The sequence below is a fragment of the bacterium SCSIO 12741 genome (genome assembly GCA_024398055.1).
In the GTDB taxonomy this organism is placed as follows: Bacteria; Bacteroidota; Bacteroidia; order Flavobacteriales_G; family Salibacteraceae; genus SCSIO-12741.
Map to the genome: position 1 here is coordinate 3,883,559 of CP073749.1, position 15,320 is coordinate 3,898,878.

Below are 15,320 nucleotides of genomic sequence, written 5' to 3' on the forward strand. Positions count from 1 at the left end.
CCAAAATGCAGGTACTTTTGCCGCACCATGAAAGGGAAACTGATCGCTCTGTGGCTTATTACGCTTGGATTTACTTTACCTGGACTTGCTCAAAACAAGGAGCAAACACCTAAGGTTGGAGTTTCTGGAATTGTTGTCGATCCAGGAGATGTTCCTATCCCTTATGCTTCTGTAGCTCTCTTTTCAGCCGTTGATTCCACCTTAGTTACTGGAGCGGCAACCGATGTTAATGGAAAATTCATTTTGGGTTCTAAGCCCGGGAAATACTACCTAAAGGTTTCTTTTCTTTCCTACCAAAGTCGGATCATTTCTAATGTTACTGTGGGCTCTGAGCTACTTTCGATGGGCCGCCTTTCATTGACCGAAGACAGTAAGAATTTGTCAGAGGTTGTGATTACTGCGGAAAAAGCAGCCATGGAAATCAAACTGGACAAGCGGGTATTTAATGTCAACAAAGACATGGCCAATGCTGGAAGAAACGTAGCCGAAATTTTGGATAACCTTCCCTCAGTGCAAGTAGATGTTGAAGGAAACGTAAGCCTTCGCGGAAGTGGAAATGTCCGTATTTTGATTGATGGCAAGCCTTCCTCTTTAACGGGAATGGGAAATGCCGAAGCTCTTCGTTTGCTGCAAGGTGATATGGTAGAGTCCGTGGAGGTGATCACCAATCCATCGTCTCGATATGATGCGGAAGGAGAAGTAGGAATCATCAATATTGTTCTGAAGAAAGAGAAGAAGTCCGGAATCAACGGAAACTTTGAAGCTCGGGTAGGAATACCAGAAACCGTAGGAGGTTCCTTCCTGATCAACTACCGCAAGAAAAAGGTCAATCTATTTGCTGGTTATGGACTCAATTATCGAATCACACCTGGAATTGGGAATACCGAGCAGACTAACTTTTTGACCGATACCACCTATTACTACGAAACAGAAAGCGAACGTAAACGGGGAGGGCTATCTCACAATTTTCGTTTGGGAACCGATATACAGCTCAACGATTACAACAGTTTGAGTTTAGCTGGAATGACCAGTTTTGGCACAGGTGATAACCCCACCGATTTGATCTACCGGGATTACGATGAAAATCGCGTATTAACCCGAACGACCAACCGGAATGAAATGGAGCGGCAGGAAAGGGAAAACCTGGAATTGTCCATGGGGTACCGCAAAACCTTTAAGAAGAAAGGTCGGGAGTGGACGGTTGATGCCCAATATTCTCAAGCCGAAGATTTTGAGGATGCCACCATTATTCAAACCGATGATGACTCTGAAACGGAAGACATTCGTCAGCAGGTTCCGACTTTAGAAAAAAGACAGAATATTTTAATGCAAACCGACTACATTCATCCTTTTGGAAAAGAGGGCAAGGCAGAAACGGGTTTGCGAGCCAATTTGAGAACCGTAGACAATGATTTTAAGGTTCAGGAAGAAGCTGAAACGGGAGAATGGGTGACTTTGCCCAATTTCGAGAATCATGTGGTGTACAGTGAAAACATCTATGCTGCTTATTTGATGGCCGGAAACAAAACGAAAAAGTTTTCCTACCAGGCAGGCGTAAGGGGAGAGCTCTCTGATGTGTTAACCGAATCCAAACTTACCGGCGAAAAGAATCACCGAACCTATTTCAACCTTTTTCCAAGTGTGCAGCTTTCCTACGAGTTTCGCAAAGAAGAATTTATTCAATTGAGCTATAGCAAGCGGATCAATCGGCCCCGCTTTTGGTGGGTGTTGCCCTTCTATAACTACAGCGACTCACGGAATATTAATCGAGGTAACCCCAATATCAATCCGGAGTTTACCCATTCGTCGGAAGTGGGTTACATGAAGAAAAAGAAGAAGGTTACGTTTTTGACCAGCCTTTATTACCGGTATACCGAAGACGCTGTGGAGCGAATTGAAGTGAGCGATACCAATGGAGTTGTTTACAGGTTTCCCATCAACTTAGGCCAGCGCCATGCTGTGGGGTTGGAAGTTTCGACCAATTATGATCCCTATAAATGGTGGAGTTTAAACCTGAACCTCAATGGCTTCCGTCGATCTACCCTGGGCGAATATGAAGGTACCAGTTACAACGCAGATACCTGGGGATGGACAGGTCGATTGATGTCTCGCTGGAAAGTAAAACGCAAGTTCTCCTTACAGACCACCTTCAATTATCGCTCGCCAGTAAAAACGACTCAGGGAAGAAACCGCTACATGTTTAGTTGGGATTTAGGAGCGGCTTGGGAAATTCTCAAAGGAAATGGAACCTTGAGCTTGAGCGGTCGTGACCTACTGAATTCACGAATCAGAAGAAGCGAAACTACAGGGCCGAATTTTGAAAACTACACCGAATTTCAGTGGAGATCTCGGAGCGTTATTCTTTCCTTTAATTACCGCTTAAATCAGAAAGCAAGAAGAGGCCGGGGAGGAGGTAATTTTCCTTCAGGCGACGTTATGGGACGATAATCAGTAGAAAAACAGTCCCCCTCATTTATTTGGCGTATTTTCGCAGCCTTTTATTAAACCCTTGATTTTGAATAAATTCATTGAGCTCGGACTTCCGAAAGATATCACTGATGCCTTAACGGAAATGGGGATCGAAACCCCAACGCCCATCCAGGAACAGACCCTTCCTATATTGATTGATTCTGAGGTAGATCTGATCGGACTGGCGCAAACCGGAACAGGAAAGACCGCGGCCTTTGGATTGCCTCTGTTGACCAAGATCGACACGGACTTACCTTATACCCAAGCTGTGGTGATTGCACCTACTCGAGAATTGTGTCAGCAGATTACGGATCAAATTACCCTATTTTCTCAGTATGTAGCCAATTTGGGAATTTTGGCTGTTTACGGTGGAACCGATATGAGGGGGCAACTTCGCGACTTGAAGAAAACGCGTCACATCATCGTGGCTACTCCCGGTCGATTGAAGGATTTGATCAACCGCAAAGCAGTCAAGCTTGACAAAACTGAGTATGTAGTACTGGATGAGGCCGATGAAATGCTTCGCTCCGGATTTAAGGAAGAGATTGACGAAATCCTGACCTATCTACCCGAGAGTAAGACTACTTGGTTGTTTTCCGCTACAATGCCGGACGAAATCAAAAACTTGGTGAAGAAATTCATGCCAGATGCAGTTAAAGTATCGGTGAATACCAAGAAAGAGGTAAACGAAAATATTGAGCATCAGTTCATTTCTGTAAAAGGTTCGGACAAATTTCCTACGTTGAAGAAAATCCTCGATGGAAACCAGGACCTAAGAGGGATTGTATTTTGCCGAACCCGAATAAATGTTCAGAAATTGGCCGAGCAACTACAGGCCGCCCATTACCCTGTAGAAGCCCTACACGGCGAAATGACTCAGAACCAAAGGGATAAGGTGATGCGTCAGTTCAAAGAGCACCGCCTACGAGTTTTGGTGGCTACCGACGTGGCTGCCCGGGGTATTGATGTTCAAGATTTGACCCATGTAATCCATTATTCCCTACCCGACGATTTGGCCTACTATACCCACCGAAGTGGGCGTACAGCTCGTGCCGGAAAGCAAGGTATTTCTTTGGCCTTGGTAGATAATCGGGATAAGCGCAGAATGAGTAGCGTTCAGAAAAATCTGAAGGTAAAGCTCAAGCAAGTGGACCCACCATCAGAACAGGAAATTGTAGCTGGTGCTGTGAGACGTTGGGCTAGAGGAGTGGTGGAAACTCCCGTAGGCAACGAATGGAAAGAATTGATTCAACCCATACTGGAAGAAGAGTTTGCAGGTTTGAGCCCTGATGACATTGTAGAACGTTTGATTTCCAGTGAATTGAATAAGCTGCCTTATCGTTTGCGCAATTCTTCCAAAGATTCATCCAGACGTGATCGTGATCGCGACCGTGATTCTGATTCTCCAAGAAGAGAATTCGGTAGCAACAAGCACTGGGATCGTTTCTTTATCAATGTAGGAACCATCGATAAAATCCGCAAACGCGATTTGTTGGATTTTGTATGTGACGTAACTGGATTGGAGAAAAAGGCAATTGGTGATATCACCTTAAAGAAGAAAATTTCCTTCTTTGATGTAAGCCGCGATCAATCCAAAATTGTAGCCCGTCGATTCAAAGGTGTGGTTGCTAATGGACGCAGCATTCGGGTGAACCGGGAAGATTCCGGCGGTCGCGGGTAAAAAAATACCACGGCACATTTCGTTTTCCGCTTGGAACAACTACTTTAGAGCTGTTCATGGTGAGAAAAACTATACTGCTATTCAGCTTTTTGATATTTGGGTTTGCTGCTCAGGCTCAATTGGTTGAATACGATAGCTTGTTTGCTCAAACCGAGCAATTTGCCCGTAACTTTTTGACCCGGGAACAAGACACCAATTACATCCGTAACTATTCCGATCGTTTGGCCCTGAAACTGGTGGGAGTGAATAAGTTTAACTTCTTTCAGCTCTATGACCGACGAGCGGAATCCATGGTTATCTACCGCCCAGACTTAGGTGTCAATATGGGGGTAGGGCTGTCTTATAGGTGGTTTTCCATCGATCTGGCATTTAGTCTTTCCTTTTTGCAGGAAAAAGCCATTGATGAAGCCCGTTTTTTCGATTTTCAAGGTGCCTTTTATTCCAGTGAACAATACATGGAAGGCGTGTACCAGTACTACTACGGTTATCGCCTGGCAGATCATCGGGGAAGTGATACCATCATAAGCGATGAATCTAAAATTCGCTCAGATGTAAGGACCATCAACATTAGTTTGCAATACCTCTATGCTTTTAACTACGATAAGTTTAGTTTGAAGGCTCCCTTTGTGTTGAACGAAATCCAGCGCAAAAGTGCGGGTAGTGTAATTGGAGGAGTATCGTTTTCACAGTTTAGTGTGGATGGCGATTCTGCCTTAGTGCCACGTGAAATGCGCAGCGATTTTGACCCACAGCTCGAAATGAAGGATATGTTGGTTGTCAATTTTGGTGTGAATTTAGGGTACATGTACACCGCTGTGCTCAAAGAGAAGTTCTTTCTAACCCTTGGACTGATACCGGGAATGGGGCTCAACTTTGGAGACTACGAGCAGGACCGGAGAAGAAGAATGGATCCTAATCTGGGCTTTCGTCTGAAAACCATGAATGCCATTGGTTACAATGCTGATCGTTTCTTTACAGGATTACAGTTCACCGGCTCCTTATTTTCTGTGGGTTTAGGAGAAAGGCGAGGGGCCCAAATCTCTCATGGGAAATTCAAGCTTTTCGTAGGATATCGGTTTAAGCCTTAGCTTCCTTTTTTAGGGTAATTAGAGTGATTTCTGGCCAAATGCCTGAACGTCCGGGAAATCCTAAAAATCCAAATCCGCGGTTGACATATAAGTAACGGTCCTTTTCTTCATAGAGGCCCGCCCAGCGTGGGTACTTGTACTTTACAGGGCTCCATTTAAAACCCGGAATTTCAATGCCAAACTGCATGCCGTGGGTATGTCCACTCAAAGTGAGGTCTACTTTTTTGGGGAAGTCGAGCACTTGTAAGTCCCAGTGCGAGGGATCATGAGAGAGTAGAATCGAAAAATCATCCGATTTGCTTCCTCGTAGAGCTTCTTGTAAATCACCGCGTTGTGGAAATGGAGGTTTGCCCCAATTCTCCACACCTGCCAAAACAATGCTTTCGCCGTCCTTTTCTAAACGAACATGGCGGTTGTTGAGCAAGTCAAAACCCATTTCCTTCTCATAACGGGCTAAGCGATCCATATTATTGAGCCAATCCTCTTTGGATGGCCAGGAAACGTATTCCCCATAATCGTGATTTCCGAGTACCGAGAATTTTCCAAAAGGAGCTTTCAGTTTTGCAAACAGGTCAATGTAAGGTTTTACCTCGTCCGCCAGATTGTTAACCAGGTCACCCGTAAACAGAATTAAGTCAGGGTTTTGCTCTTGTAGCAAATCCAGCCCCTTTTGAACTCCTTTTCGGCTGTCGAAAGATCCGGAATGAACATCTGAGATTTGAGCTAGTGTAAAACCGTCGAAGGCATCTGGCAAGTGATCAAAGGTTAAAGTCACTCGGTGAACCCGGTAGCGGTACTTTCCTTTAAAGATTCCAAATCCCAGGTAGAGAAGAGGAAGTGAAGTTAACAGCAGGCCTGCTTCATTGTACATTAGGTTTCTATCCTTCCAGGAAGCCATTTCGCCATCGTAAATCGATTCGCCGGCAAACATGGCCATCCGAAAGAGGTCTTCTCCCAACATAAGGAAAGAAAATAGCACCTTGGTGAAAATCAAGCTCATGGCCAGACCGAAAAAGATGCTCATTCCCTGAGACTTTTCCACCGAGCTAAGCCGATAGATTCTGTTGTAGCTAATAACCGCGATGGCAGTAAATAAGCTGGTTGCCCAATAGGCCATTTCCCAAGCCAGCGAAAAATCAGAACTCCAGGCCGATTGAATGGCTTGAAACACGTAGAATTCCAAAAGCAGTAGGAAAAGTAGAATGAGAATAAGCATACAGCGAAGTTAGAACATCTGGAAAGGAGGGAGCGGAAGCGATCCCCTAAAAGATGTGAAACTACCTGTAGTTCGGCGGACTTGGGATTAAAAAGATTAGCTAACTTTTGCCCATGATTGCGATGAGGTGGGGGCTTGTAGGCTTGGTTTGGTTGACTGTTTTTTCAGTACAGGCGCAAACCTATCGGTTTAGCGAATTGACGCTAAACGACGGGCTGCCTCAGAACTCTGTAAACCATGTATTTCAAGACCGGGACGGTTTCATTTGGCTGGGAACCCAAGATGGGATGTGTCGCTACGATTCCTACGATTTTCGGTATTACCGCACTGGTAAAGGAGCCGACGCTGCGCTAACCGACGGTTTTGTGGTTCGAATCACCCAGGATACCTCGGGACGTATCTGGGCCAGTACAAGAGATGGAATCAATGTAGTGGATCCGGCTGGTGGTAAAACATTTACCATCAAATACCTGGATCAGGGACGGGAAGAAGTAGGACGAGCCATGACCCGGATCGGAGGCTACATTTATACCCGATTTGGAGGGCAGTTTTTTCGAATTCCAGAAGATTTAAAATCCGATTCTACGGTACTCCTTTCCAGGCATGCTGAGTGGTTGGTTTCGAGCAATACCAAGAGTTTGTTCGATGTTTCTTATTCCAAGTATTGGGGCAAATTGCACATGACCGCCTTTGGCTTGGTCATGGTCGATAAAGCTCCGGACGACACAATTAGAACTCCGGATTATACCTTTTTTCAACTGCCTTCAGAAAAGTCCATTTACCTTTCTCCCAATCATCAAATTTGGGTTATATCCGGTTTGAGAGTGTTTAGGTATGTGCCTGAAAAAAAGATTCTTGAGCCAGTAATTCTACCAGATAGTGCGACGATTCCCTTGTGTATTGAATTTGACGATCGTGGGCAGGTTTGGATCGGAACCACCGATGGAATTTTTATCTGTGACGAAGCTGGAAAACTAACCCATCTTACAGCAGATCAGCCCGGTGGGATATCCAATAACGTGGTTCACCACATCTATAGGGATGCACAAAACAACCTATGGATAGGTCTGGCTAACAAAGGCATCAATTTATATAAACCCCATTTGGATCGATTTAAATACCTCGATGGATTTGGGACCCGAGGCGATATGGTATGGGCCATTTACCAAGAGGATAGTACGCTTTGGGTGGGAGCTGAAGATGGACTTTATGAGTTGAGATTAACGACCGATCGGTTGACCGAAAATCGATTCTTATCCCAGGCCATTCGATCCAGAAAAAAGGTAGGTGTTATTCCGGAGCGTATTATGACCCTCGAAAAAGTCGGGAATGAATTGTGGTGCGGCGCTCGAGACCGATTTTATCGCATTGATTTGAACAAACGCGACCGAGTAATCGAAACTCCTTTGCCCGAAACACCACAGTATTCAAGAACCAGACCGGTTACCAGTATTCAAGAAATTCAGGATGAAGTATGGATCACCACATTCTTTGGAACTTATATCTATAATGCTGATGGAGAATGGCTTCGCAGTCGAATCGGAATAGAGGATAGCCTGCATGATCTTTCCACTTATTATATTCTTTCTTCCTTAGCCCATAACCAGAAAATGTGGGTAGGTACGAACGATGGTATTTTCCGTATAGATCTCCCTGAAGAAAGAGTGACCAACTACCACTACAAGTTTAGCCAGGAGAATAAAAGGCCTGCCTTTCGCTTTATCAGCGAGTTTGACCTCCAGGCAGATTCCGTTTTATGGATTGCCACTTTTGGCGGTGGGGTAGATCGGTTGGCCTTTGAAGCCGATACCATACAGAATTTCGGAAGTTCAGCTGGATTGGCCAATTCTGTTGTCTCTGCCGTGAATTACGATGCCCAAACAGGTCTGTGGGCCACACACAATCAGGGTGTTTCGCTGCTTCCCAATGGAGAGGATCGATTTGTCAATTTTGATGCAGAGGATGGTCTCCTTTTTCAGGAAGCTGCTATCAGTTGCATCTTTAGTAACTCGCATCGGGAGATTGCTTATGGCACACCTGAGGGGTTAATTGCCTTTCATCCAGATACCGTGCTACAACCGGTAGATTTGGATATTCCGGTATACCTCACGGGTTTGAGTTTAAATTATCACGCTCAGGATTCGCTTTTGCAGGCATTGCAGCACTCTGAATCGGTTTTGGACTTGTTTCCGGGTAATAAGGTAGTTACCTTAGAGTTTGCTGCATTGGATTACGCTAATCCTGAAGAGGTCTTGTATTTCTTTCAACTCGAAGGATTTGATGAGGAATGGGTAACCACCACCTCGCACAACCGACGTGTGACCTATTCGAATTTGCCTGCGGGAAACTATAATTTTCGGGTTCGGGCGGTTAATCCAAGAGGACAACAAAGCGAGGTTCTGCTTCAGGTGCCTTTGGTGGTTCATCCGCCTTTTTGGCAAAAGCCTTGGTTCGTTGTGCTTGTTGTTCTACTGATAGTCGCCATTGGAGTTCAAACCACCGTTTTCTTTTCTCAGCGCAAATTAAAACAGCGTTTGAGGGAGTTGGAAATGGAGCAAAAAGTGCGCTCAGAGCGGGAGCGGATTTCAAAAGATTTACACGACAATGTAGGCAGTAATTTGACCTATTTGGTGCACTCCTTGGATAACCTTTCCTACCGAATAGAAACCAAGAATGAAGCACTTCCCGGAGAACGAATTGATGAATTGAGCAATAGTGTGAGGTATACCATGGAACAGCTCCGGGAGAGCATTTGGGTACTCAATAAAAACCAGATTTCGCTCCGCGATATTGAAGGGAAGCTGATGGATTTCTCCAGTAGAATGTTTTCCTTGCAAAATATAGAATATCAGGTAGAATTAATCGGTAACTTAAATAAAGAGTTTAAAACATCGGAGGCCATTCAACTCTTTCGTATTGCCCAGGAATGCATTCAAAATATTGTCAAACACGCACAAGCCAAAAACGTACTCATCGAATTGACTTTTGCTGATGGCAAACTTCGATTGGATGTGAAGGATGACGGTATCGGTTTTGAGCGAAATGGAGATTTGGAGGGGCATTATGGTTTGCAAAACATGCAGATTAGAGCGGAGGAAACAGGAGGCACATTTACCCTGAAAACCGAACCCCGAAAAGGAACCCACATACAAGTTGAGATTCCCATTCCTGACAATTAAGGCAAATGCCTTATTTCCGATTTCCCCGAGAGATGCTTATTTTGTGAAACAGCACTAAGCTATGATCGAAAAAATTAAAGTTGGAGTAGTAGAGGATAACCCGGATTTGACCCGGGCTATTCGCGAAAAACTGGAGCTCTTTGATGAAGTAGAGTTTTTGTTTTCGGCCATGAATGGAAAGGAAGCTCTGCTTAAGCTTCAGCTCTACGAACCCGATTTGTTGCTGATGGACATCAATATGCCTGTCATGAATGGGGTGGAAGCAACTCGGCTCATCCGGGAACAATACCCCAAGATTCGCATTCTGATTCTTACCGTTTTTGATGATGATGAAAACATCTTTGAATCCATTGTGGCTGGGGCTTCCGGATACTTGCTTAAAGACGAGAAACCGGCCAAGTTGCACCAAGCCATTCGGGAAATAGCCGAAGGAGGCGCTCCCATGTCACCGGGAATTGCACTAAAGGTTTTGCGACTCATCCGATTCAACGACGAAAAGGGAAAATCCGACATTCCTGATTTTCAATTGACCAAAAGAGAACAGGAGATTTTGGAGCACATCAGCAAAGGAAAGAACCATTCCATCATCGCTGAGGATTTGTTTATAAGCCCCAAAACAGTGCGAAAGCACATCGAAAACATATATTCCAAGCTCCAGGTCCACAACCGGGTAGAAGCGGTGCAAAAGGCCATTAAATATGGATTGGTATAAAATCTACACCTTGAACCAACCTTTCTCATGATTCTTTTGTTTTCTACAACATGAATCGTTCAACGGTTGAAAGAATCGATGGGAACCCTTGCTATCCTTGTGATTTCGTTAATTTTGGCGATCAACTTGAACAGAACATTTTCTAATTCAAAAAACATACGTATTGAAAAGGGCAGAAATTCAAACCGATAAGGGGGTCATGACCGTAGAGTTTTACGAAAAAGACGCACCTAACACAGTGGCAAACTTTGTCAAATTGAGCCAGGATGGCTATTATGATGGATTAAACTTCCATCGGGTAATTCCCAACTTCGTTATTCAAGGCGGTTGTCCAGATGGAACAGGTGCTGGCGGACCTGGTTACAAAATCGACTGCGAGTTAGACGGTGATAATCAGTTTCACGATCGCGGAGTGCTAAGTATGGCTCATGCCGGTAGAAACACCGGGGGATCTCAATTCTTTATTTGTCACAATCGCTCGAATACGCAGCACTTAGACCGCAATCATACTTGTTTTGGTAAAGTGGTAGAAGGCGTTGACGTGATCGATCAGATTCGTGCCGGAGACAAGATTGAAAAAATCACCATTACCGAAGAGTAGTGCATAGGGCTAAGGCCCTATTTCTTCCATATTTCTTGCAGGTAGCGAACGACGCTGTTGTCGTCATTGCTTCCTATGACTCGGTGTGCTTTCTTGATGAGCGCTGGATTGGCATTGCTCACAGCAATAGCCTGATTGGACAGGGCAAACATTTTTAGGTCGTTGAGTTCATCTCCAAAAACGGTAAGGTTCTTTTGATTTCCAAAACCTTGTTCCAAAAGGTAGTTGATTCCCTCGGCCTTATTGGCTCGGTGAAAATGAATCGTGAGCCACCAGGATTTGGGTTCGTAGAGGTTTTCCGTTAAGTTGAGATTTAGCAAATCGCCAAATTGCTGGCGTAAATCTGATTGAACTTGTTCAAGAGGAGCGCGATCATCCATTAGGGTCATCGAAACCACCTGCTCTTCATAAAAGGGGCTGAGATCCTGGGTTTCCCTGAGTCGGTGATCCTTAGCCTTGATGCGATCATTCAGGTACCAGAGTTGGCCCTGATTGGTCAATTTGTGGTAATAAAGCAGCTCTTGTTCATCGATAAAGGCCGAAACAAACAACCCTAAACTCCTTTCCTGCATATAGTTTAGCAATCCGGCTTTAATCGCGCTTGGAAATCCCTGTATGGCCAGGTACCGATGCTGAGCAAAGTCGCAGATGTAGGCTCCATTGATACAAACAACCGGAATTTGAATCGGTAAATCTCCAAGAATTTGTTTCATGGTGTGTAAGCTACGAGCACTGGCTACCGAAATGGGCATGCCGTCATCCAACAAATCTTTTAAGGCAGAGTAGGAGTAATCCGATAGTTTCCCTTCAGGATTTAGAAGAGTTCCATCGAGATCCGTAATGAATAATTGTCCGTTCAATCCAATGTATTTAGGCTTGCAATAATATTCAATTCGATGGCTGAGAAAGGGCTTTGGGGCGTAATTGTATAACTGTGATCATGAGATTAAAAAATTATTACTGTACTTTCAGAAATAATTGAAAGTATAGAAAATAATTCTATATTTGAACCATGGAATTTAACGAAGCCAAACAAAAATTTATTCAAACCTGGGGCACCTTTGGCTCTGGATGGGGGATTAACCGCACCATGGCGCAAATTCATGCCTTGTTGTTGGTTAGTCATGAAGCCTTGAGTACCGAGGAAATCATGGAAGAACTCAACATCAGTCGGGGAAATGCAAACATGAATATCCGCGCACTCATCGAATGGGGAATCGTGTTTAAAGAACTGAAAGCAGGGGAGAGAAAGGAATACTTCTATACAGGAAAAGACATTTGGGCCCTGGCTCGGCAAATTGCCTCTGAGCGGAAACGTCGCGAAATTGAACCTGTAGTTTCTATGATCGAGCAATTGGAACAGTTTGATCAGGAGCCTGAAGCAGAGGAGCAGGCAGAGTTTATCGAAATGCTTGGCAACATCAAATCATTCACGATTCAGGCCAATGGATTGGTGGATAAGTTCACCCGATCGGACCAACACTGGTTCTACAAAAACCTACTCAAGTTAGTTAAGTAATAAGAGGATTGAACAAACACCCCTTTATTTTACCCATAAAGTTTCAATAATTTCTGAAAATACTAAAAGTAATGAAAAACAATCAGCTGTTCATGCGATGTCGTTGGGAAAACCTGATTCTACTGAACTATCCCTGCGACCCAAATCTTTTAAAACCCTATATCCCTGGAGGAATTGAACTCGATTACTTTCAAGGGAAGACCTATTTGAGCCTGGTAGCCTTTACTTTTCGGGACCTTCGTGTATTGGGATTTAAGGTTCCATTTCACCAATATTTTCCTGAATTAAATCTACGCTGCTACGTGAAGCGCTATGAAAATGGAGAATGGAGGCGAGGAGTGGTTTTTATCAAAGAATTGGTGCCCAAGGTTATGATCGAATGGGCTGCGCGCAACTTGTTTAAAGAACGATTTGGTCATGTTCAGATTCGGGAACGAGCCAAACGAGGCGAAAAAGAAGCAAGCGTTTATTACAGCATTAGAGAAGGGAATTTCAAGCACGGCATTAGTGCACTTACCCAAGCCAAAGCGGAGGACACAGCTCCTCATACGCTGGAAGAATTTATTAGTCAGCGTTATTACGCGTACAACGGGAATCAGCGCGTAACTCATGAATACCGGGTGGAACATGTGCCCTGGAAAATCTATCCGGATAAACAAATTGCTGCAGATATACATCCCATTCGGTTATTCCCGAAGGCCTTTGACACCATATGGGATAAACGACCCGAGAATGCCTTTATGCTGGATGGAAGTCCGGTAGATGTCCGTTACATACAAGCCCTGAAAAATTAGATCATGAAAAAGATAGTAATAGCCGGTGGAGCTGGATTCGTTGGAAAAAATCTGGCCCATCATTTGGTTCGACAAGGACGACAAGTGGTTATCCTTAGTCGGCAAAATCACCTGGATGAACCCGGAATTCGATACGTGAAATGGGATGCCAAAGAACTGGGATCTTGGATGACGGAATTGGAGAATGCTGAGGCACTAATCAACCTTTGTGGTAAATCCGTTAATTGTCGCTATACACCTGAAAACAAAGAGCTTATTTATGATTCCAGGTTGCACCCGACCTACCTGCTGGGAGAGGCCATTGGATGTTGCCAGCATCCACCGGGAGTATGGATCAATGGAACCTCTGCCACCATATACCGTCACGCCGAAGATCGACCGATGACCGAAAACGATGGAGTACCAGGTACTGGATTTTCTGTTGATGTCTGTCAAAAATGGGAAAGCCGGTTGTGGGAGGCGGATACACCCGGAACCCGCAAGGTTTCTTTGCGAATGGCCTTGGTTATGGGGAAGAAGGGAGGTGTACTTCCAGTTTATGAGCGCTTGGTTCGATTTGGATTAGGAGGCAGGCAAGGCCTTGGGTGGCAACGCCTAAGCTGGATTCATGAAGAGGACTTGGCTCGGGCAGTTGAATGGATCATCGAACACCGCGATCTGGAAGGTGTTTTTAATGCCGCCGCCCCAGAAGTACCCTACAACCATCAATTTATGAAACAATTAAGGCATCAATTGAAGATACCTATCGGACTACCAGCTAACCGATTGATGCTCAAATTAGGCAGTATTCTAATCGGTTCGGAAGCCGAGTTGGTGCTCAAGAGCCGATGGATAAGTCCTGAACGGCTCAAGAAAGCTGGCTTTCAATTTCAGTTCCCAACCCTCCAAGAGGCCCTAACTAACCTGGTTTAAAGAGCGGGTGTGAGAGTGTGAGCGAGGACGAGGTGGAGGGTGCTTTTTGCCCTCTTATCTTGTCCTCGCCGCTCTCAACCGGGATTCAGTCGCCCTACTTTTTGGCTTTGGTTTTTCTAATCACTATACCAGCCACAATACTGAGTACAAGTAGAAATGGCCACACATTCATAAGGGCAAGTACGATTTCTTGAATAAGTTCGAATCCAAAGGCGAGGTTTTTTCCCAAGCGTTGTCCAAACCCAGGAGCGTTGTTTTCGCGAATGGCGTTTAGGTTAGGCACTACCTTCTGCGTGATTTGATGGTCTTGAACCATGGCAATGGTAATCGTACTGTAAGCCACTTCATCTTCCAGTGAGAAATGACGCAAAATGGCCAAGTCACGATCTGTTTCTCTATGATAGGCCAGGTTTTCCAACTCCGCGAGGTTCTTGGACTTTATTCGTTTTCTGTCTCCGGTTAGGCGCTTTTGGCCGTTTTGAGCCCTTTTCTGAGCCATTTCCTGTTCCACCAACTTGAGGGTTACGTCATCGGCTTCCAAGGTTCGTTTGTGAAGAAATTTGACCTCGCCAGCCACTTGAGTAAGGGTCTGATGAAGATTTTCGGCAGGAACTCTAAGGGTTACATAGCAGTTGGTTTCATACTCGGTTACTTCAATAGCGGATTCCTGATCGGTGGGGTAGGTTTCGGTGCGAATAACCTGGGATTGCAAATCTCCGCTGGTCACAAAGCCACCTTGTCGAATGGCGATTTGTTCAATTTGCGCTGTGGAACGATACACGTCATCTACTTCGAACCGTAAATCAGCTTTGCGGATGAATTTTTTATCAGCACCTACAAAAGGCTGAGTAGAGGAAGAAACTACGTCGCTGATAGAAACTTCTTGTGTTTGGGAGGCCTCTTCGCTTTCCATGGCTTCAGAAGCGGCATAAACGCCTGGTGTGTTTTGTTCCTCTGTATTTTCGGCTCGCATGGCGTGTTCGGGATTTTCTGCACAGGCCACAAAAAGGATAAAGGAGAGGATGAAGACGGTTAGATAGGATTTGGATCTGTTCATGATATTGAGCTTTTAGTTCTACTGATTTTTTAACTTTCGAGACCAAAGCTATTGGGGGCATGTGGGGCATTTAGGTAAAAGCCTTGTAAACC

General features: G+C 44.8%; 12 protein-coding genes. 9 read left to right on the plus strand and 3 right to left on the minus strand.

All coding sequences use genetic code 11. From position 1 onward, the window contains the following. Positions 1 to 27 precede the first annotated feature (27 nt). From KFE98_16645 to KFE98_16655, 3 genes are all read left to right on the plus strand, one after another. Positions 28 to 2,448: a TonB-dependent receptor gene (locus KFE98_16645; protein ID UTW61623.1), complete on the plus strand. Its 2,421-nt coding sequence runs from the start codon at positions 28 to 30 to the stop codon at positions 2,446 to 2,448. 67 nt (positions 2,449 to 2,515) lie between these two features. After that, positions 2,516 to 4,150 carry a DEAD/DEAH box helicase gene (locus tag KFE98_16650; GenBank protein UTW61624.1) on the plus strand — a complete coding sequence of 545 codons (1,635 nt, stop codon included), beginning with the start codon at positions 2,516 to 2,518 and terminating at the stop codon, positions 4,148 to 4,150. Between the two features lie 56 nt (positions 4,151 to 4,206). Beyond that, on the plus strand, positions 4,207 to 5,238 hold the full coding sequence (locus KFE98_16655) for a DUF4421 family protein (protein UTW61625.1): 1,032 nt from the start codon (positions 4,207 to 4,209) through the stop codon (positions 5,236 to 5,238). On the opposite strand, the gene KFE98_16660 is transcribed toward KFE98_16655, so the two are convergent. Then, positions 5,228 to 6,454 (minus strand): metallophosphoesterase, encoded by a 1,227-nt coding sequence (locus tag KFE98_16660; protein UTW61626.1) that lies wholly within the window; start codon positions 6,452 to 6,454, stop codon positions 5,228 to 5,230. The two genes, KFE98_16655 and KFE98_16660, sit on opposite strands and share 11 nt — an antisense overlap. A 113-nt stretch (positions 6,455 to 6,567) precedes the next feature. Between KFE98_16660 and KFE98_16665 the strand changes: the two genes are divergently transcribed. From KFE98_16665 to KFE98_16675, 3 genes are all read left to right on the plus strand, one after another. Beyond that, positions 6,568 to 9,633 (plus strand): hypothetical protein, encoded by a 3,066-nt coding sequence (locus KFE98_16665; GenBank protein UTW61627.1) that lies wholly within the window; start codon positions 6,568 to 6,570, stop codon positions 9,631 to 9,633. A gap of 61 nt (positions 9,634 to 9,694) precedes the next feature. After that, positions 9,695 to 10,345 carry a response regulator transcription factor gene (locus tag KFE98_16670; protein ID UTW61628.1) on the plus strand — a complete coding sequence of 217 codons (651 nt, stop codon included), beginning with the start codon at positions 9,695 to 9,697 and terminating at the stop codon, positions 10,343 to 10,345. 163 nt (positions 10,346 to 10,508) lie between these two features. Continuing rightward, positions 10,509 to 10,946, plus strand: coding sequence for a peptidylprolyl isomerase (locus tag KFE98_16675; GenBank protein ID UTW61629.1), 438 nt, complete (start codon positions 10,509 to 10,511; stop codon positions 10,944 to 10,946). A gap of 17 nt (positions 10,947 to 10,963) precedes the next feature. On the opposite strand, the gene KFE98_16680 is transcribed toward KFE98_16675, so the two are convergent. Beyond that, positions 10,964 to 11,806, minus strand: coding sequence for an HAD-IIB family hydrolase (locus tag KFE98_16680; protein UTW61630.1), 843 nt, complete (start codon positions 11,804 to 11,806; stop codon positions 10,964 to 10,966). A gap of 152 nt (positions 11,807 to 11,958) precedes the next feature. On the opposite strand from KFE98_16680, the gene KFE98_16685 reads away from it, so the two are divergent. From KFE98_16685 to KFE98_16695, 3 genes are all read left to right on the plus strand, one after another. After that, positions 11,959 to 12,465: an HTH domain-containing protein gene (locus KFE98_16685; GenBank protein UTW61631.1), complete on the plus strand. Its 507-nt coding sequence runs from the start codon at positions 11,959 to 11,961 to the stop codon at positions 12,463 to 12,465. A gap of 71 nt (positions 12,466 to 12,536) precedes the next feature. After that, positions 12,537 to 13,259, plus strand: coding sequence for a DUF2071 domain-containing protein (locus KFE98_16690; protein ID UTW61632.1), 723 nt, complete (start codon positions 12,537 to 12,539; stop codon positions 13,257 to 13,259). A 3-nt stretch (positions 13,260 to 13,262) separates the two neighbouring features. Then, on the plus strand, positions 13,263 to 14,171 hold the full coding sequence (locus KFE98_16695; protein UTW61633.1) for a TIGR01777 family oxidoreductase: 909 nt from the start codon (positions 13,263 to 13,265) through the stop codon (positions 14,169 to 14,171). Between the two features lie 94 nt (positions 14,172 to 14,265). Here KFE98_16695 and KFE98_16700 read toward each other — a convergent pair whose 3' ends face one another. Further along, complete coding sequence (locus KFE98_16700) at positions 14,266 to 15,228, minus strand: DUF4349 domain-containing protein (GenBank protein ID UTW61634.1); 963 nt, start codon at positions 15,226 to 15,228, stop codon at positions 14,266 to 14,268. Positions 15,229 to 15,320 lie beyond the last annotated feature (92 nt).